At 64.4% G+C, this 17497-nt stretch carries 16 protein-coding genes and 1 pseudogene; 13 read left to right on the forward strand and 4 right to left on the reverse strand.

From position 1 onward, the window contains the following. Window positions 1–46: 46 nt before the first annotated feature. From VIQ49_RS13295 to VIQ49_RS13305, 3 genes are read left to right on the forward strand one after another with little or no spacing between them, the layout of a single operon-like run. Complete coding sequence (locus VIQ49_RS13295) at window positions 47–382, forward strand: helix-turn-helix transcriptional regulator (protein WP_414731630.1); 336 nt, start codon at window positions 47–49, stop codon at window positions 380–382. Continuing rightward, window positions 379–1275 (forward strand): ABC transporter ATP-binding protein, encoded by an 897-nt coding sequence (locus VIQ49_RS13300; protein ID WP_331885284.1) that lies wholly within the window; start codon window positions 379–381, stop codon window positions 1273–1275. Before VIQ49_RS13295 ends, VIQ49_RS13300 begins: the two co-directional genes overlap by 4 nt. Beyond that, window positions 1272–2501 carry an ABC transporter permease gene (locus VIQ49_RS13305; protein WP_331885286.1) on the forward strand — a complete coding sequence of 410 codons (1230 nt, stop codon included), beginning with the start codon at window positions 1272–1274 and terminating at the stop codon, window positions 2499–2501. The genes VIQ49_RS13300 and VIQ49_RS13305 overlap by 4 nt, the downstream gene beginning before the upstream one ends. Here VIQ49_RS13305 and VIQ49_RS13310 read toward each other — a convergent pair. Beyond that, window positions 2491–3510, reverse strand: a complete 1020-nt coding sequence (locus VIQ49_RS13310) for a ketopantoate reductase family protein (RefSeq protein WP_331885288.1) — start codon at window positions 3508–3510, stop codon at window positions 2491–2493. The genes VIQ49_RS13305 and VIQ49_RS13310 overlap by 11 nt on opposite strands. A gap of 196 nt (window positions 3511–3706) precedes the next feature. Here VIQ49_RS13310 and VIQ49_RS13315 point away from each other — a divergent pair, with 196 nt between their 5' ends. After that, complete coding sequence (locus VIQ49_RS13315) at window positions 3707–5029, forward strand: FAD-binding oxidoreductase (protein ID WP_331885290.1); 1323 nt, start codon at window positions 3707–3709, stop codon at window positions 5027–5029. 177 nt (window positions 5030–5206) lie between these two features. On the opposite strand, the gene VIQ49_RS13320 is transcribed toward VIQ49_RS13315, so the two are convergent. Together VIQ49_RS13320 and VIQ49_RS13325 are read right to left on the reverse strand one after the other, a co-directional pair. Then, a complete protein-coding gene (locus VIQ49_RS13320; RefSeq protein ID WP_331885292.1) occupies window positions 5207–6052 on the reverse strand; it encodes a sulfurtransferase in 846 nt (281 codons plus the stop codon). Further along, on the reverse strand, window positions 6052–6924 hold the full coding sequence (locus VIQ49_RS13325) for a LysR family transcriptional regulator (RefSeq protein ID WP_331885294.1): 873 nt from the start codon (window positions 6922–6924) through the stop codon (window positions 6052–6054). The genes VIQ49_RS13320 and VIQ49_RS13325 overlap by 1 nt, the downstream gene beginning before the upstream one ends. A gap of 329 nt (window positions 6925–7253) precedes the next feature. Here VIQ49_RS13325 and VIQ49_RS13330 point away from each other — a divergent pair, with 329 nt between their 5' ends. The 9 genes and pseudogenes from VIQ49_RS13330 (at window position 7254) to VIQ49_RS13365 (ending at window position 16838) form a co-directional block, all read left to right on the forward strand. Next, window positions 7254–8438 (forward strand): LLM class flavin-dependent oxidoreductase, encoded by a 1185-nt coding sequence (locus tag VIQ49_RS13330; RefSeq protein ID WP_331885296.1) that lies wholly within the window; start codon window positions 7254–7256, stop codon window positions 8436–8438. Further along, window positions 8435–9607 carry an acyl-CoA dehydrogenase family protein gene (locus tag VIQ49_RS13335; RefSeq protein WP_331885298.1) on the forward strand — a complete coding sequence of 391 codons (1173 nt, stop codon included), beginning with the start codon at window positions 8435–8437 and terminating at the stop codon, window positions 9605–9607. Before VIQ49_RS13330 ends, VIQ49_RS13335 begins: the two co-directional genes overlap by 4 nt. A 49-nt stretch (window positions 9608–9656) precedes the next feature. Then, window positions 9657–11342, forward strand: a complete 1686-nt coding sequence (locus VIQ49_RS13340; protein WP_331885300.1) for an ABC transporter substrate-binding protein — start codon at window positions 9657–9659, stop codon at window positions 11340–11342. Between the two features lie 96 nt (window positions 11343–11438). Beyond that, on the forward strand, window positions 11439–12395 hold the full coding sequence (locus tag VIQ49_RS13345) for an ABC transporter permease (RefSeq protein WP_331885302.1): 957 nt from the start codon (window positions 11439–11441) through the stop codon (window positions 12393–12395). A gap of 1 nt (window position 12396) precedes the next feature. Beyond that, window positions 12397–13362 (forward strand): ABC transporter permease, encoded by a 966-nt coding sequence (locus VIQ49_RS13350; RefSeq protein ID WP_331885304.1) that lies wholly within the window; start codon window positions 12397–12399, stop codon window positions 13360–13362. Then, the gene (locus VIQ49_RS13355) at window positions 13359–15053 is read left to right on the forward strand and encodes an ABC transporter ATP-binding protein (protein ID WP_331885306.1); all 1695 of its coding nucleotides are present in this window, start codon (window positions 13359–13361) and stop codon (window positions 15051–15053) included. The genes VIQ49_RS13350 and VIQ49_RS13355 overlap by 4 nt, the downstream gene beginning before the upstream one ends. Then, a complete protein-coding gene (locus tag VIQ49_RS13360; protein WP_331885308.1) occupies window positions 15050–15697 on the forward strand; it encodes an alpha-hydroxy-acid oxidizing protein in 648 nt (215 codons plus the stop codon). The genes VIQ49_RS13355 and VIQ49_RS13360 overlap by 4 nt, the downstream gene beginning before the upstream one ends. 57 nt (window positions 15698–15754) lie before the next feature. Continuing rightward, a pseudogene (locus VIQ49_RS28945) lies at window positions 15755–15805 on the forward strand (hypothetical protein); the annotation flags it as partial. A gap of 286 nt (window positions 15806–16091) precedes the next feature. Beyond that, entirely contained in the window at window positions 16092–16838 is a 747-nt protein-coding gene (locus tag VIQ49_RS13365) for a DUF1684 domain-containing protein (protein ID WP_331885310.1), read from the forward strand. A gap of 124 nt (window positions 16839–16962) precedes the next feature. Here the strand turns inward: VIQ49_RS13365 and VIQ49_RS13370 are convergent. Next, on the reverse strand, window positions 16963–17497 hold a 535-nt coding region (locus VIQ49_RS13370), incomplete at its 5' end, for a hypothetical protein (RefSeq protein ID WP_331885312.1).

A 17497-nucleotide genomic window follows, 5' to 3' on the forward strand; every position in this document is an offset into this window, starting at 1 on the left:
TTTGACATTCTGTTGTGTTCTCACAACACTGGAGATCGTGAGTCCGGTGAAGAAGTCGGGACATTTGCCGATCCACAACCGCATCGGCGTGTTGCGTGCCGAGCGGCGGATGTCCCGTGCGCAGCTCGCCGAATTGGTGGGGGTCAACGTCCAGTCCATCGGGTCACTGGAACGCGGCGACAACTACCCCAGCCTCGACCTCGCCCTGCGAATCTGCGAAGCGTTCGGCCTGCCGGTGGAAGCCGTGTTCAGCCGGCGGGAATTCGGCGCCATGTCGACACAGCTCTATCGCAGCAACCCTGGCTATCACAAACCGATTCCGCAGACATACACAACGCAGTTGGCCGACAGTGCCACCGAGACAGGAGGACACGACGCATGACTGATCCGCTGATCGTCGACAGACTGACCAAGAGGTACGGATCCCTTGTTGCACTCGACGACATGAGCTTCTCCGTGGCAGCCGGCGAGATCTTCGGCTTCGTCGGATCGAACGGTGCCGGAAAGTCGACAACGATGCGGATCATCCTCGGCGTCCTCTCTGCGGACTCAGGCCGTGTCATGCTGGGCGAATCCCCCATCGACCTCGACACGCGGCGCCGTATCGGATACATGCCGGAAGAACGCGGCCTCTACCCGAAGATGAAAGTGGGCAAACAACTTTCGTTCTTCGCCCAGCTACACGGCCTGACCCGCCACGAGGCCGACGACCAGGTCGAATACTGGGTAGACCGCCTCGGTGTCTCCGAGCGCATCAACGACGACGTGAACAACCTGAGCCTGGGCAATCAGCAGAGGGTGCAGCTCGCGGCCGCGCTGGTACACAACCCGGACGTCCTCGTCCTGGACGAACCCTTCTCAGGACTCGATCCCGTCGCCGTCGACGTGATGAGCGAGGTGCTCGAAGAAAAAGCAGCACAGGGTGTTCCGGTCATCTTCTCGAGTCACCAGCTCGAACTCGTCCAACGACTCTGCCACCGGGTCGGCATCATCAGCCAGGGCACGATGCGCGCTCTTGGTACCGTCGACGACCTGCGTACCACCGGCGACATCCGCCTCGATGTCGTTGCACCGCAGGCACCTCGCGGATGGGCCGACCGGGTCCCGGGTGTTCAGGGCAGCAGCCACAACGGCACCACAACCACTGTCACCATGACCCTCGATGGCGACGAGCAGGCCGTTCTGGCCGCTGCTCTGAGCACTGGCCCGGTGACACACTTCGCGGTTTCCAAGCCCAATCTGACCGAACTGTTCCGAGAGGTCGTCAGCGCATGATCACCAACAAGCCTCACACACAGACTGGTGCGCAGACCTCGCCCGCCCACCAACTCGGGGCGGGCCGCGCGATCCGGCTTGTCGCCGGACGAGAGATCACCACACGCGCGGCGACGAAATCGTTTGTCATCACCAACGTGCTGCTCCTGGTGGTCATCGTCGCCGGCATCATCGTGCTGTCAATCTTCACCGGCGACAGCAAGCCCACCAAGGTCGGCCTCGTCGGTGACGACACCCAGATGTCCCAGACCATCGTTGCCGTCGGCGATGCCTCGGGCGAGAAGATCGAGATCGTTCCGATCAACGACGCCGCCGACGCCCGGCAACAGGCCGAGGACGGTGACGTGAAGGTTGCGCTGGTGCCCGGCTCCGGCAACAGCTACGAAGCGGTCACCAAGGACGACCTCGACGGCACCCTCGAGGGTGTGCTGCGCACCGCCGTCAGCCAGGACGGACTGAGCAAGGCGCTGGCGGCACAGAATGTCGACCTCTCCACGATCACCGCCGACTCGACTCTCACCGTCACCGAGACCAAGCCGGCCAAACCCGATGAGGGACAACGTATCGCGGTCGCATTGACCGGCATGTCGCTGCTCATGTTCGCAGTGTTGCAAGGCGGTGGGATGGTCGCAGCCGGTGTGGTGGAGGAGAAGACCTCCCGGGTTGTCGAGATCCTGCTGGCCACGATCAAACCCCTGCACCTGTTGTGGGGCAAGATCATCGGCATCGGAGCGATGGCCTTTGCGCAGGTGATCGTTCTCGGCGGGGCGGCACTGATCGCAGCGCTGGCAACCGGACTGCTCGACGTACCGTCAGCGGCGGGATCGATGTTTGTCGCCGTGCTCGTCTGGTTTGTGCTCGGGTTCCTGTTCTTCGCCACCCTGTATGCCGCCACCGGTGCGGTGGTCTCACGACAAGAAGAGCTCGGATCGAGTTCGGCTCCTCTGACCATCCTCGCGATGGCCGTCATCTACGCGGCCATCTTCGGCATCAACGCACTCGACAGCACGATCATGCAGGCCCTGGCGTGGATCCCACCGTTCTCGGCGTCCATCATGCCGATCCGCATAGCCACCGGTGACGCATCGGTCTTCCAGATCATCGGAACCGTGGTGTTGATGATCGTGGCGTGTGGGGTGGCCACCTGGTTTGCGGCTCGGATCTACCAGCGCAACATCCTGCGCACCGGGGCGCGCGTCAAGTGGTCGGAAGCATTCAGCGGCTGACCCCGGCCACCGTTAGTTCGACCAGGGAATCCAGACCGTCGAGTTCGACACCGCCACCACGAGCACTGGCCGCACCGAGCAAGACCTGAAGTCGCCGGTTCAGCGGCGCTTCCACACCATGAAGCCTGGCGAGCAGAACGATTTCACCATTGAGGTGATCCACCTCGTGCGAACGTGCACCGCGCGCAAAGCTCTGCCAGGTGGACTGTTGTCCGGCGACAACACCGAGCTCGGCGTCGAGGTGTGTCTGGTCGGGAGCGATGGCGAGCGCACCGGACTCGGCCGGTGTGATACCGGCCGCGGCGAGTACCACTCGCGTTTCGTCTGCGATTGCTGCGCCGACCCCCGCCCTGGTGTCCGGATCGCCGGCGAGCACTTCGAGCCCGTTCCTCACGCTGTGCAGGATCTTCGTCGCCTTGATCGCGGTGATGTCCTCGACCTCGGACACCACGAACTTCGACGCGCGCAGGTCCGCCGCGAAAGTCGTTGCAGCCGTTGCCCCGACCTCCGTCGAGGGGTACGGCTCACCGAGCAGCAGACTGCCCAGATGCGGTCGCCCACCGACCCGAACCTCACCGAGGGTGGTGTACCGCGCGGAGATCAGGACAGTCGAGGCGATGATGTGCGTAAACCAGCGCGCGAGGACCCGTTCGGCGTCAAGGCCGTTCTGTGTGGTCACGATCGGCAGGAGTTCGCCGGCCGAACCGACGACCTCTCCCGAGTCGGAATGCACCGGCAACCACGCCAATGCGGTCGCGACGTCACCGACGTGTTGCGTCTTGACCGCCAGGACCAGAACGTCGTCGGTCCGCAGCACAACCTCGTCGATGGCGGCGACGGGGAGTTGGACGTCGCGGCGACCGATCGAGGCATGGAACTTCAGTGGATGATCGCGCAGGTGATCGAGCGCGGCTCCCCTCGCGATCACGAGCACTTCGGTGCGTTCACTCAGCGCAGCAGCGAGGCTCGCCCCGATAGCGCCGGCTCCGACAATCACATATCTTGGCATCGTCCCACGTCCTTCTCGCCTAACAGATTCTTCGACGCTACGTTGCGGCCCAGCGAACCAACAGGCGGCAAACGGGTTTGAATCATCCTGGTTGAATCACCGTACCGATCAGAGATTGCGATCACCCGCAGCTGGGCTTATCACCGACTGCCGGACATGATGAACTGTGTCTTCTTTTGCGCTTTCGGATCAGTCGTTGACCGGCCAGGTACTGATCGGCGACCAGATTCCCGCCGCGTACCGCATCGACCGGTCCGGGTTCGTTCCAGACGGTGCACCGGCGGTCCTGGTCAAGGCCACATCAATCGACGATGTCCGCGATGCGGTACGTTATGCCGCGGCCTCCGGACTCGCTGTCGTGGTCCGCGGCGCCGGCACCGGATTGGCCGGCGGAGCGAGCGCCGGGACTGGTTCTCTGGTGCTCGATGTCAGTGGTCTCAACCGCATTCTCGAGATCTCCACCGATGACGAGCTCGCGGTCGTCGAGGCCGGAGTCATCACCGCTTCCCTCGATGCCGTTGTCGCGGAGTTCGGGTTGCGGTACGCACCGGACCCGGCGAGCGCCGCCATCTCCACCATCGGCGGCAACATCGCAACCAATGCGGGCGGGCTGCGGTGCGTCAAATACGGGGTCACCGGTGATTCCATTCTGGGCCTGAGCATCGTGCTCGCCGATGGCCGGCTGATCCACACCGGCCGCAGGACCGCCAAAGGTGTTGCGGGACTGGATCTCACCAGTTTGTTCACCGGTTCCGAAGGCACGCTGGGTGTCATCGTCGCGGCGACGGTCCGGTTGCAGCCCATTCCGGTGAACACGGTCACGGTCGCGGCGTATTTCGACGATGTCGATCAAGCCGCGGCGGCCACCACGGCAGGGTTGGCGGCCCGGGCGCGGCCCTCGCTCATGGAACTGCTCGACGAGGCGTCTTTGCGGCAGGCGCAGGACCATCTCGGAATCAATGCAGAGTCCGCGGGTGCGTTTGTGGTCGCCCAGACCGACGGGTTCGGCGCGCATGCGGAAGCAGAGATTCTCGAATCTGCGTTCGGACGGTTCACTTCTCGCGTCATGGTCGGAGACGATCCGCAGGCTGCGGATCAGTTGCTGGCGGTGCGCCGCGCAGCGTTGCCGGCACTCGAACGTCACGGCCGGGTGCTCATCGAGGACATCGCTGTCCCGCGATCGCGGATCGCCGAGGCCATCCGGGCAGTAACCGAGATCGCCGAGGGCCACAACACCGCGATCCACACCTTCGGCCACGCCGGTGACGGCAACCTGCATCCGATCCTCGTCGTGCCCGAGCAGGATCCCGACGCTTACGACCGAGCTGTGGCAGCAGCTGATGAAATCTTCGGTACCGCAATCGAATTGGGCGGAACGATCACCGGAGAACACGGAGTCGGTGTCCTCAAACGAAGTTGGCTGGAGCGCGAACTCGGTCCCGATGCCAGCGATGTGCAGCGGACCGTTCGCCGGGCACTCGATCCGAGTGGGTTGTTCAACCCCGGCAAGACGATCTAGCCAAGCATTGGGTAAGAACCCTGCCCCCGGGCAGCAGTTTCGGCACGGTCGGCGGTGATATGGGCACGGTCGGCGGCACCATCCGTCGACCGTGCCCCCAATGCCGTTGACCGTGCCAAAAGTGCAAACTGCACAAGCAAGCAAGGCACGTTCGACGGGGTTACGGCCCGGGAGCGACTAACCGGTGGCCACCGGGTTGGTGGAGTCTGAACTCCACTGAGACCACGAACCCGGGAACAGCGACGCATCCACGTCGGCAATCTTCAATGCGACCAGGTCCACCGCGGCGGTGACTCCCGAACCGCAGTAGACACCAACAGGACCGCTACCGTCAGCGCCGGCGCCCGCAAAGAACTCACGCAACTCAGCGGCGTCGCGGAACAGTCCGTTCTCGTCGAGCGTCGCGGTACTCGGCGCGTTGCCGGCACCTGGAATGTGCCCGGCCACGGCGTCGACCGGTTCGACCTCACCGCGGTAGCGCTCGGGAGCCCGGGCATCCACCAGCACACCGGCAAAGTCGGAGACCTGCTCGGCCGTCAGCGTCGGGAGCGCACCGGCATAGAGGTCCGTATGTGTGACCACGACGTCGCCGGCAACAGGGTTCTCGCTGCCCTTGTCGAGTTCGTTGCCCGCAGCAACCCAGGCGGTCAGCCCGCCGTCCAGAATCCGGATGTCGGCGATACCCGCGGCACCGAGCACCCACCACGCTCGCGCCGAGCCGGCGCGATTCCAGTCGTCGTAGACCACGAGTGGCACGCCGGCGCGCACACCCCAGCGCCTCGCCGAGGCCTGCAGTGCGTCGCCACCCGGAAGCGGATGACGACCACGACCGGTCACCGAATGATCCGACAGCTCGGAATCGAGATCGACGTACACCGCGCCGGGAATGTGACCGGTCTCGTGGTCGGCGCTACCGTCCGGTTGATCCAGTCGCCAGCGGACGTCGAGCACTGTTACCGGATCTGGCCCGGCGATCAGATCGGCCAGCTCTGCTGCCGAGATCAACACCTCATCACGCGCCATCAGGCAACACCCTGCAAGCGCCGACGGCCGGCGAAGTGGGCCGACACCGCATCCACGGCGGCATCTTCGACCTCGGTGTCGAGGCCCCGGCGAGCCACCAGACGTACATCGATCGCGCCCATCGCCGGCAGATCCGTGATCTCACGCAATCCCTCGGGAACAGCCCCATAAAACGGCAGCAGCGCGATGCCCAATCCAGCCCTGGTCCCGGCGAGTACCCCGTCGAGGTTGCCCGACTCGGCACTGACCGTCACTGCTTGCCCCAGTTCATCGAGTTGGGCGATGGCACGGCGCCGCAATCCACACGGTTCTTCAAAGGCCACGAGCGAGATCGGCCCGTCGATCGTCGACAGGTCCCAGCCTGACGCCGCGACCCACTTCAGGTTGAGGGAACCGACCTCGGCACCCACCTGATCGGCGTTGCCGCCCAATACGACTGCCAGATCGAGGGCACCTTTGCTCACCGATTCGGCAAGTGAGGTCGATCGATCTATCCGGAACTGGACCCACATTTCGGGATACGCAGCGCGCAGAGCACCGAGCAAATCCGGGAGCAAGCCGTCCGCTGCATGTTCGGTGGAGCCGATGGTGAGTTTCTCCGGCACCGACACCGAAAATCGCTGAAGCACCTCGTCCTGCGCGGTGAGCAGTTTGCGGGCTTCGAGAACCAGTCGCTCCCCGGCGCCCGTGAACCGGGAACCGCGACCGTCTTTGACCACCAGCGACTGCTTGAGCCGCTTCTCGAGCAGCCGGACATGCTGACTCACGGTCGGCTGACTCAGGTGCAACGAGTCGGCAGCACGGCGAAAGCCGCCGGTCTCGGCGATGGCCACCAGCGTGCGCAGGTGGACCAGATCGAGGGGGTCTGCCATCTCAGCTCACCTGTTCCTAGAAAGTTTGGGTCTGTCTATCTCTGTCATACCCGGCGTCGCATACATCTGCCCAATTGACGGGCGCTTTAGATTCTCCGCGATCGAAACCCTGGTCCAATCCCGATTTGTAGTCCCTTCTGATTGCATCAATGGGTGCGATGACCTGCGCAGACGTAATCAGAACCACGGATCGGTTGCCATCGGCAATACCAATCGAAAATGGTGATCCGAACCCTGGTTCCACCGACACAACGGCCCTAGCATCCCTTCACGAACCAGGCGCGGACACTCACCGGCCTGCTCCCAAAGTCAGTCCAGGAAGGACCACCATGAGCGCCGAACCCCAGTCATTGCCGGCCACCGCGGCGTCGAAGGTCGAGTTCATCAGCCTCACGCACCTCAATCCGTCCACCGAACTGAACCCCGTTCCGGCCCGCGGAATCGACCTCCCATTCTTCCGCCGCTACGTGCGGGCCCTGGAGGACGGCGGCTTCGACCTCACCCTGCTGCCCTACGGCTCCAACAGTGCGGACTCGTTTGTGCTCGCCTCCGCGGTCGGACAGCTCAGCGACACCATCAAACCGATTGTGGCGCTGCGTCCCAACACCGTCTTTCCGACCGTCGCCGCCCAGCAGCTTGCCACACTCGATCAGCTGACCGAAGGCCGCGCCGTGGTCCACCTGATCTCGGGCGGCAACGACGCCGAGCAGGCCCGCCAGGGTGACTACCTCACCAAGGATCAGCGTTACACCCGCACCGACGAGTTCGTGGACATCCTGAGGAAGTCATGGACCGAAACAAAGCCGTTCTCCCACAGCGGGACCCACTACAAGTTCGACAACTTCGGTCCCGGATTCGCCCCGTACGGCGCGCACATCCCGATCTCCATCGGCGGTCAGAGCGATGCCGCGTTCGAAATCGGTGGCCGCAAGGGTGATATCTTCAGCTTCTGGGGAGAACCGTTGGCGGACATCAAGAGTCAGATCGAGCGGGTCCACCAGATCGCTGCCGAGTCGGGACGTATCGACAAGCCGCGGATCTGGGTCACGTTCCGTCCCATCATCGATCGCACGGACGAGCTCGCCTGGGCCAAGGCCTACAACTACGTCGAGCGTATCGAGGCCAATTTCGCCTCGAACCCGGTGTACAAGGCCTTCGGTTCGCAGACACCGCAGAACGTGGGATCGCAACGCTCGCTTGACTTCGCCAACCGCAAGGACATCTACGACCGGGCTCTGTGGACTCGGACGGCAGCTGCTGTCAACGGCGCCGGCGCATCCACCGCGCTGGTCGGCAGCGCGGAGACGGTGGCTGCAGCCATCCTCGACTACATCGACCTCGGCGCCGACCTGGTCTCGATTCGCGGCTACGACACCCTCAACGACGCCATCGACTACGGCCGTTACGTGATCCCGCTCGTTCGGCAGGACCTCGCGCACCGGGAGGCGACCGGACGACGCGGCACGCTGCAGGCCGATCACCTCGGCGCATTCGCGACGGCGGCACAGGCATGACCGCCGTATCGGTCAGCCCGATCACGCTTACGGTGCCCGACGTCTCACCGGCCGGGCTGAAGGCGCTGACAGCTGAAGTCGCTGCCACCGCAGAACATTACGATCGCAGCGGTGACATCCCCGTCGCCGGACTGGAAGCGGCACATCGAGGCGGCTACCTCACCGCGTCCGTCGCCGCCCGTTTCGGCGGACCCGAACTGGGCCCGTTCGAGATCGTGAAGATCATCGTCGCCCTGGGTGAAGGTGATCCGTCGGTGGCCCTGATCGCCGCCAACAACCTGGCCCTGCATCAGATGCAGTCGGCCACCGACTCTTGGCCGGCCGACATCTACGCCGACCTGCTGCACCGGTCGGCGCTGGGACCCGCTCCGGTCAACGTGATCCGGGCCGAGCCCGAACTGGGCGCCCCAGCCCGCGGCGGTCTGCCCAAAACCACGTTGAGGCGCACCGACTCCGGGTGGGTCCTCAACGGACGCAAGACCTTCGCCACGGGCGGCACCGCGCTGGCGTACCACCTGGTGTGGGCCGTCACCGACGAAGCCGAGCCGCGAGTTGGGCATGTGATCGTGCCCGCAGAGGCGAATGGGATCACCTGGCACGACACCTGGGACCATCTGGGATTGCGGGCATCGGGCACCCACGACGTCAGCTATTCCGACGTCGAGGTGCGGGCCGAGAACTTCCAGGAGATCCCGAAGACGGACGGCGTCTATCGTGACCCGGCCACCGCCACCGGCCCAACGGGTTTCGGCCACCCCGCGCTGTACGTCGGAGTTGCGCGGGCGGCCCGTTCTGCATTCGCCACCTACGCCCGTGAGCGCGTGCCGACCGCGCTGGGTCGCCCGATCTCCGAGACCGAACGCATCCAGACCGTGGCCGGTGAGATCGAGGCCCAGATCGTGCAGGCCGAGACCCTTCTCTATGGCACGCTGCTGCGCGTAGAAGCCGACGATCCCACTGTTGCAGCGGGACTCTCGCTGGTGAAGGTACAGATCGCCCGCTCGGTGATCGCCGCGGTCCAGACCGCCGTCGCGGCGCTCGGCAATGCCGCACTCACCCGCCACAATCCGCTCGAACGACATCTGCGCGACGTGCTCTGTGTCCGCGTGCATCCACCCCAGGAAGACACCGCCCTGCTGGCGGCCGGGCGCGAAGCTCTGCGCGCCTGACTCCGGCTTCACACCATCAATTCGCTGAACCCTGAAGGAAAAACACGAAATGCGTCAACACACACGTCCGAGATCGGGCCGATTCAAGGTTGCCGGCGCGCTGGCGCTGATGTCCGCCCTGGTCGTCACCGCTTGTAGCTCAGGCGGTTCGGACGCCGACTCCGGACCCTCCGGCGAAGGCCAAGATCCGGTGCGCGGCGGAACGCTCGACATTGCCTACTTCCCCGACAACCCGACTTTCAGTTGTGTCGACCCGTTCCAGACATACTGGATCGAACACCGTTCGGTGATCCGCAACGTCGCCGATTCGCTGACCGACCAGAACCCGGACACCGGCGCGATCGTGCCGTGGCTCGCCAGCAAGTGGGAGATCAGCACCGACGGCCTCGACTACACCTTCACCCTCCGCGACGGTGTCACCTTCTCCGACGGCGCACCACTCGACGCGGCGGCCGTCAAGACCAACTTCGACGCGTTCATCGACCTGGCCAAGACCAGTGGCGGCACCGCCTTCGGGACGAGCTACATCCTCGGCCTCGAATCAACCACCGTGGTCGACCCGCAGACGGTGACGTTCCACTTCACCCAGCCGAACTCGTCTTTCCTGCAGGCGACTTCGACCACCAACCTTGCCCTGCTGTCCCCCGCGTCGTTCCAGAAGACGCCGGAAGAACGCTGCCTCGGCAATTTCGCCGCCTCCGGCCTGTTCGTCCTCGACAACTACACTCCCGGCCAGAGCATCTCGCTGAGCCGCCGAGCCGGATACAACTGGGGCTCGAGCCTGTCCAAGAACACCGGCGCGGCCTACCTCGACGCCGTCAAGTACACCTATGTCGCCGAGGACAGTGTCCGCACCGGCAACCTGGTCAGCGGCGCCATCGACATCGCCTGGCCGCGGAACCCGCTCACCGTCGAAGACCAGGAGCTCATCAAGAATTCGGGCGGATACATCGAGGCCCGGTCGCTACCCGGTGTGTCGAACACACTGTTCCCGAATGTCACCGCCGGCAAACCGTTGTCAGATCCGAAGGTCCGCCAGGCGCTGTACCAGGCCACCGACCTCACGACGAACGCGGCGACGGTCTTCGGACCTGACTACCCGGTGGTTGCAGGTGCCTTCAACAGCACCACACCGTTTTTCCAGTCGCAGGCCGACAAGCTTGGCTTCGATCCCGACGCTGCCGGCCAAGCGCTCGATGCCGCCGGCTGGACCCTGGCCCCCGGTAGCCAGTACCGTGCCAAGGACGGCAAGCAGCTGTCGCTGACCTATCCGATCATCGGGCAGTACGCCGCCGGCAATGAGCTCCTGCAGGACCAGTGGCGTCAGGTCGGCATCGACCTTCAGCTGAAGGTGGTCACCCAGGCGGAAGCTATCGGGCTCTTCAAGAGCGGTGACTACGATCTGACAAGTAACTACTTCACCCGCGCCGATCCCGGTGCGCTGCAGTTCATCCTGGTAGAGGCACTCGCGAATCAGAAGGCAGTGGCGCACAACGCCGCCACCCCTGAAGTTGCCGCGCAGATCCAGCAGCTGTTCGTCAAGGCCACGCAGACCACGGACGAGGCCCAGACCAAACAGGCGTATGACGACCTGCAGGCTCTGCTGATCGACCAGGGTGTGACGTTCCCGCTGTTCGAACGGCAGCAGCTTGCCGGACTCAGTAACAAGGTCAACGGATTCCGGTTCACCTCCGAGAGCTTCATGTCGCTCAACGACACCTGGATCCAGCAGTAACAACCCCAGCTCGGTTGGCCCCGGCCCACAACCGGGGCCAACCGGCACACATCGAATCGGCACCGGGTCGATCAGCACAGATAAGGAGCCACAGCCATGCCGAGGTATATCGCAGGCCGAATCGCCCAGGCGGTTGTGGTGTTGTGGGCGGCGTTCACCCTGACGTTCGTGATCCTGTACCTGCTTCCGAGCGATGCGGTCGGAATCCAGCTGGGTGCCGCCGGACTCGACCCGGACACGATGTCCCCGGCCGAATTGATTGCGGTCAAGTCCAAGTACGGTCTCGACAAATCGATGCTGGATCAGTACCTCACACTGCTCGGTGGTTCGTTGCACGGCGACTTCGGCCTGTCGATCTCCAAGCAGGCTCCCGTGTCCCAGCTGATCAGCGACCGGATCGGCGGAACGCTGCTTCTGGCCGCGCTCGCCGGAGTGGTCGCACTCATCGCCGGCACCACGCTCGCCTACCTGGCCGCGTTTGTTCAGAACAAGCCGGTCCGGATGTTCCTGGATCGACTGCCCGCCTTCGGAGTTGCGGTCCCCTCGTTCCTCATCGCGCTGATCCTCATCCAGATCTTCGCATTCAATCTCGGCTGGCTACCGTCGATGGGCACCGGTGGGCCGGAACATCTTGTCCTGCCGGTCATCACGATGGCGATCCCGACCACCGCCGCGCTGGCACAGGTATTGACTCGCAGCTTCAACGAAACCCTCAGCGAGCAGTACATCGTCACCGCCCGCGCGAAGGGGTTGTCGCGGAGTGCGGTCCAACTCAAACACGCATTCCGTAATGCCGCACTGCCGGCGCTGACCATCCTCGGCCTGCTCGTCGGCGTGACCGTCACCAGCGCCATCGTCACCGAGACCGTCTACAACCGCAACGGGATCGGCAAGCTCGCCCAAGAAGCGGTCCTGGCACAGGACATTCCGGTGGTACTGGCCATTGTCGTCTTGGCCGCTGCCGCCTTTGTGTTCGTCAATCTGATCGTCGATCTGCTCTATCCGCTGCTCGATCCCCGGATCGGCCACACGACCAAGACAAAGGTGAGCTGACATGACCGAGAAGTTGAAGGATCGCATCGACTTCAGTGGCTCGAGTGTCGGGGCACTGGGCATCGACCTCCCGGTGGAACGCCCGGTCGGACGCGACGACCATTCCCTGACACCGCCGAGTCCCAGCGAGCCCGGTGGTCGCTGGGGTCCGCTGCGGAACACCGTGGCCAAAGCCGTGCGGCGACCGCTGTTCATGATCACCCTGGCATTCATCGTCTTCGTTGGTGTCTCGGCATTCTTCCCGTCGTGGTTCTCGTCCTACGACCCGTACAAGACAGCGCCGGCGGACCGGCTCCAGTCGCCGAGTTCCACTCACCTCTTCGGGACCGATGAGATGGGCCGCGACCTGTGGACCCGAACGCTCTATGGATCCACGCTGACAATTCAGGCCGCGCTCATCGCGCTGTCCATCGCGATCGTCGTCGGGTTGACCCTGGGCGTGGTGTCCGGGTTCTTCGCCGGCATCACCGACTCGGTCATCATGCGATGCGTCGATGTGCTGCTGGCGATTCCGGGTCTGTTGCTGGCGTTGGCCATTGTCACCGCCCTCGGATTCGGCACCGTTCCCGTCGCCATCGCAGTGGGTATCGGGATCGTGCCCGGTTTCGCGCGAACCACCCGTTCCGAGGTGTTGCGCGTGAAGACCTTGCCGTACATCGAGGCCGCCCGGGCCGGCGGGGCCTCCTGGTCTCGCGTGCTGATCCGCCACATCCTGCCCAACTCCTGGGGCCCGGTGGCCGTGCTGGCCGTGCTCGACTTCGGTGTCGCGATCATATCCATCGCCGCGCTGAGCTTCCTCGGCTTCGGCGCCGCGCCGCCCAGAGCCGAATGGGGAACGCTCGTGTCGACCGGACGTAATTTCCTGGTCACTGCACCGTGGGTCTCGTTGATGCCCGGTCTGTTCATCGCGGCTACCGTTCTCTCGCTCAACCACATCGCCAAAACCTTTCAGGAACTCGAACGATGACCACCAACCTCTCGAAAGCCGTACCGGCCCAGGCGCAGACTTCCTCGCCGGTGGCCCCGCTGGTCGACATCAGCGGGCTGAACATCGGGTATCAGCGAAACCGAAAGATCGTCCCCGCGGTCCATGACCTGGACCTTCAGGTTCATCCCGGCGAAGTGGTCGCGGTGGTCGGCGAATCAGGATCGGGCAAGACCACGACCGCCAACGCGATCATCGGTCTGCTCCCGGCGAACGGACGGCTCACGTCGGGATCGATCAAGATCGCCGGCACCGAGATCGCCGGAGCCAAGGAGAAAGTCCTACGAACCCTGCGGGGTTCGGTGGTCGGCCTCATCCCACAGGACCCGATGGTCGGTCTCAACCCCACACAGCGGGTCGGGGTGCAGGTCGCCGAAGCGGTGAAACTCCGTGGTGTCAAAGGCCCGCAGATCGGCGACGAGGTCGCCGATGCACTCACCAAGGCCGGACTCGAGGACCCGCAACTGCTCGCCAAGCGCTACCCCCATGAGCTGTCCGGTGGACAACGCCAACGAGTGCTGATCGCCATCGCCCTGGCCGGCAAACCCGATCTGATCATCGCCGATGAACCGACCAGCGCCCTGGACGTCACCGTGCAGGCCCGCATCCTCGATCACCTCGAGTCACTCGTCCGGGACACCGGGATCGCACTGCTGATCATCACCCACGACCTCGCTGTCGCCGCCGACCGCGCCGACCGCGTGGTTGTGATGCAGCGCGGCCGAATCGTCGAGGAGGGCTCGCCCGCAACGATTCTGGTGGATCCCGCCGACAGCTACACCCGGCGGCTGATTGCCGCCGCACCCGCATTGGCGCAGGGCGGCATCATCAAACCGCGGTTCGCAGTTGCCGACGAGCAGGTCGAGGTGAGCAATCCGATCATCGAACTCACCTCCGTCGTCAAGAAGTTCCAGATCAGCCGCAACGGAACATTCACCGCTCTCGACGACGTCTCGGTGCGGGTTGCACCGGGTCGCACCCACGCACTCGTCGGCGAATCGGGTTCGGGAAAGACCACCACCCTGCGAGTGGCGATGGGGCTCGAGAAGCCCACGACGGGCCAGGTGCGGTTCGAGGGCACGGACATCACAGAGCTGTCGTGGCGCGAGCTCCGACCGCTGCGCCGCCGGTTCCAACTGGTCCACCAGGACCCTTTTGCATCGCTCGATCCACGATTCACGGTGCGCGACAGCATCATCGAACCGCTGGTGTCCTTCCGTATCGGTGACCGTAGTAGCCGTCACAAACGGGCTGCGGAACTACTCGATCAAGTCGGTCTGCCCCAGAATCATCTCGACCGACTGCCGGTCGAACTGTCGGGTGGACAGCGCCAGCGCGTCGCGATCGCCCGCTCGCTGGTCCTCGAACCCGAAGTCATCCTGCTCGACGAACCTGTGTCCGCGCTGGATGTCTCGGTGCAGGAGCAAATCCTCGCGTTGCTGGCCGAACTCCAGGAGCGCCTTGGCCTGACGTACCTGTTCATCTCCCATGACCTGGCCGTCGTCGCGCAGGTCGCGCATACGGTGTCGGTGTTCGAGAAGGGAAAGATCGTCGAATCCGGTTCGGTGGCAAAGGTATTCCAGAACCCCTCCGACCCGTACACCCAGCGGCTACTCGATGCGATTCCGGGTAAACGCGCAGCCGGGCGTGTCGTCGCTGAGGTCGCCCGTTGAACGCGGTCGAAGCGAGTTTTGCGCGTGACTACCTAGAAGGTGGCGCCGGAACGGTGCCCGCAGACAACGAACAGCAGTGGCAGCGCTTTGCGATCTATCCGCGCCCACTCGCCGGTATCAGTTCCGTCGACGTGTCGACTGACGTAGTCGGTCAGCGAATCGACCTGCCGGTGCTCGCCGCAGCGTCGGCCGCGCATGGTCTGTGGCACCCGAAGGGTGAGGTCGAGACGGCGCGTGGGGTCCGGGAGGCCGGTTCGATACTCGCCCTGAGCCAGGTATCCACCCGGGCGCCCGCGGAGGTGACCCCACACAGCGGCCCCTACCTACAACAGCTGTATCTGCCGCAAGAACGAGATTTCGCTCTGCCGTTCATCAGTGAGGTGACCGGCCTCGGCGCTATCGGACTGATCCCTGACAGTCGACCAGATTCCCGTGCCGTCCGAGCAGCGCTTCCGTCTCGCCGGTCAGGCCGGCGCCGTTGTGCCGCCCTGGCAGGCGTACCCACCGGGCACCCTGCCCGCGTCGTCGTTCAGCGTTGCCGACATCACCTGTGCCGCAGCATCCGTTCCTGTTCGACACCACCGTCGGCGACAACATCGCCTTCGGTGTACCCGGTGCCGGCCCGGCCGAGGTCATCGAGGTGATCGATTCCCTGGGACTGCGAGACTGGCGCCGCGCTGCCCGACGGGCTGAGCACACAGGTGGGACTGCGCGGTGACCTGTTGTCGGCCGGGGAACGACAACTCGTGGCGCTGGCCAGAACAGCGCTCGTGGACCCCGATCTGCTGATTCTGGACGAGGCGACCAGTGGACTCGATCCGGCGACCGATGTCCGGGTGCAGAATGCGCTCGCCACCCTCACCCGTGGCCGGACCACCGTCTCGATCGCACACCGGATGGTAACCGCCCGCGCTGCCGATCGGATCCTGGTGTTCGAGGCCGGAAGAATCGCCGAATCCGGTTCGCACGATGTTCTTCTCGCCGCGGGCCCCAGACCAATTCCGAAGATCCTCTATCCACCGAACAAGAGAGCGCATCATGACAACCTCAACGACCACCACACCCGATTCGTGGACCGACAGCTGGCAGGCCTGGCACGCCGAGCGCATAACCGCCGCAACCAGCACCCATGGGCTTGCGTCGGTCACCGGCACCCACTGGCTGGGTGAGGAACCCCTCGAGGTCGATTCGGTGCCCGGCACGTGGACGACGCGAGATGGCAAGGCCGTCAACGCGAGCCCAGACGGTACCGAGATCACACTGGCACCTGGTGAGACCTACGTGATCGACCGGCTTCGGCTGACCACCCTTGGACGCGACGGACAGATCGCGATCCGGGTGTTCGATCCGCAGGCTCCCACGCGCGCCGCCCTGGCCGGGATCGATGCTTTCGCACCCGATCCCGCCTGGGTGGTCACCGGGGTCGTCGAGTCCGTGGGCAACGACCTCCCGTTCAAGCATGTGGACGGGTTCGTCGCCGCGAAGAACATCGTGCAACTTCGGATCACGGTCGATGGCAGTGAGCGGACTGTGACGGCGATCGCCGCACCTGACGGCAGTGCCCAGATCGTGTTCGCCGACAGCACCAATGGCAACGAGACACAGCGCTTCCGGTTCCTGAAGGTGGAGGTCGGCGACATCGGCGACACCGTGACCATCGATTTCAACCGGGCATTCCTGCCGCCCTGCACCTTCACCGATCACTTCCTGTGCCCGCTGCCGCCGGCGGAGAACCGATTCGACTTCCCGGTACGTGCAGGCGAGAGCAAGCTGATCCAGCACTAGCCTGCCGCAGCGAGCCGGATGCCGGACGGCAACCGGCTCGTTGTGGGTGGTTGTGCCCTGAGATGATCCCGTTAAAGTCCCACCAGGGGCATAGTTCCCTCTGCAATCGCGCACGGTGCCGATCTCAGGGCCGGATGCGATGGCGCCCGGCCCGGGTGATCGCACGCACGTCGGCGAGCACGTCGTCCCAGCCATAGAGGACGTCGTCATAGGTGATCCGCATGGTCAGCCATCTGCCCAGGAGCGCCTTGCGGTCCCGGTGCCGATCATTTTGGTAGTCGGCCAGACTCGTGTGGTGCTCTTTGCTATCGCATTCGATGAGCAGCCGGCCCACCCGCAGGTCGACCCGGCCGACGTCGGGAATTCTTGGTTGCACGTACACTTTGAAGCCTGCCGCCCGCAACCTCAGCCGGGCAAACGACTCCGTCCCAGATTGGGAACCCGGATCACACTTCGCCATCAGCTCACGTATCCGATAGGGCACAGTCCCCATCGCGCTCTGGAGATCGGATACCGTCAGGTTTGCCGAGTTCAATGCCGAGTCACAGACCACGATCCAATCCTCGGCTTTCATGCATTTCACGGCGCAATCGAGCGCAACCGGAACCGAATCGAGCGCCGCGATCACCGGGAGTGGGCGCCCCGATCCCCGACAACTA

Origin of the sequence: Williamsia sp. (genome assembly GCF_036566845.1) — a bacterium.
Classification (GTDB): domain Bacteria; phylum Actinomycetota; class Actinomycetes; order Mycobacteriales; family Mycobacteriaceae; genus Williamsia.

Bases quoted from the DNA above. Each gene is read 5' to 3' on its own strand.
- VIQ49_RS13300 (WP_331885284.1), top strand. From the start codon at position 379: ATGACTGATCCGCTGATCGTCGACAGACTGACCAAGAGGTACGGATCC.
- VIQ49_RS13305 (WP_331885286.1), top strand. From the start codon at position 1,272: ATGATCACCAACAAGCCTCACACACAGACTGGTGCGCAGACCTCGCCC.
- VIQ49_RS13310 (WP_331885288.1), bottom strand. From the start codon at position 3,510: ATGCCAAGATATGTGATTGTCGGAGCCGGCGCTATCGGGGCGAGCCTC.
- VIQ49_RS13320 (WP_331885292.1), bottom strand. From the start codon at position 6,052: ATGGCGCGTGATGAGGTGTTGATCTCGGCAGCAGAGCTGGCCGATCTG.
- VIQ49_RS13325 (WP_331885294.1), bottom strand. From the start codon at position 6,924: ATGGCAGACCCCCTCGATCTGGTCCACCTGCGCACGCTGGTGGCCATC.
- VIQ49_RS13330 (WP_331885296.1), top strand. From the start codon at position 7,254: ATGAGCGCCGAACCCCAGTCATTGCCGGCCACCGCGGCGTCGAAGGTC.
- VIQ49_RS13335 (WP_331885298.1), top strand. From the start codon at position 8,435: ATGACCGCCGTATCGGTCAGCCCGATCACGCTTACGGTGCCCGACGTC.
- VIQ49_RS13340 (WP_331885300.1), top strand. From the start codon at position 9,657: ATGCGTCAACACACACGTCCGAGATCGGGCCGATTCAAGGTTGCCGGC.
- VIQ49_RS13345 (WP_331885302.1), top strand. From the start codon at position 11,439: ATGCCGAGGTATATCGCAGGCCGAATCGCCCAGGCGGTTGTGGTGTTG.
- VIQ49_RS13350 (WP_331885304.1), top strand. From the start codon at position 12,397: ATGACCGAGAAGTTGAAGGATCGCATCGACTTCAGTGGCTCGAGTGTC.
- VIQ49_RS13355 (WP_331885306.1), top strand. From the start codon at position 13,359: ATGACCACCAACCTCTCGAAAGCCGTACCGGCCCAGGCGCAGACTTCC.
- VIQ49_RS13365 (WP_331885310.1), top strand. From the start codon at position 16,092: ATGACAACCTCAACGACCACCACACCCGATTCGTGGACCGACAGCTGG.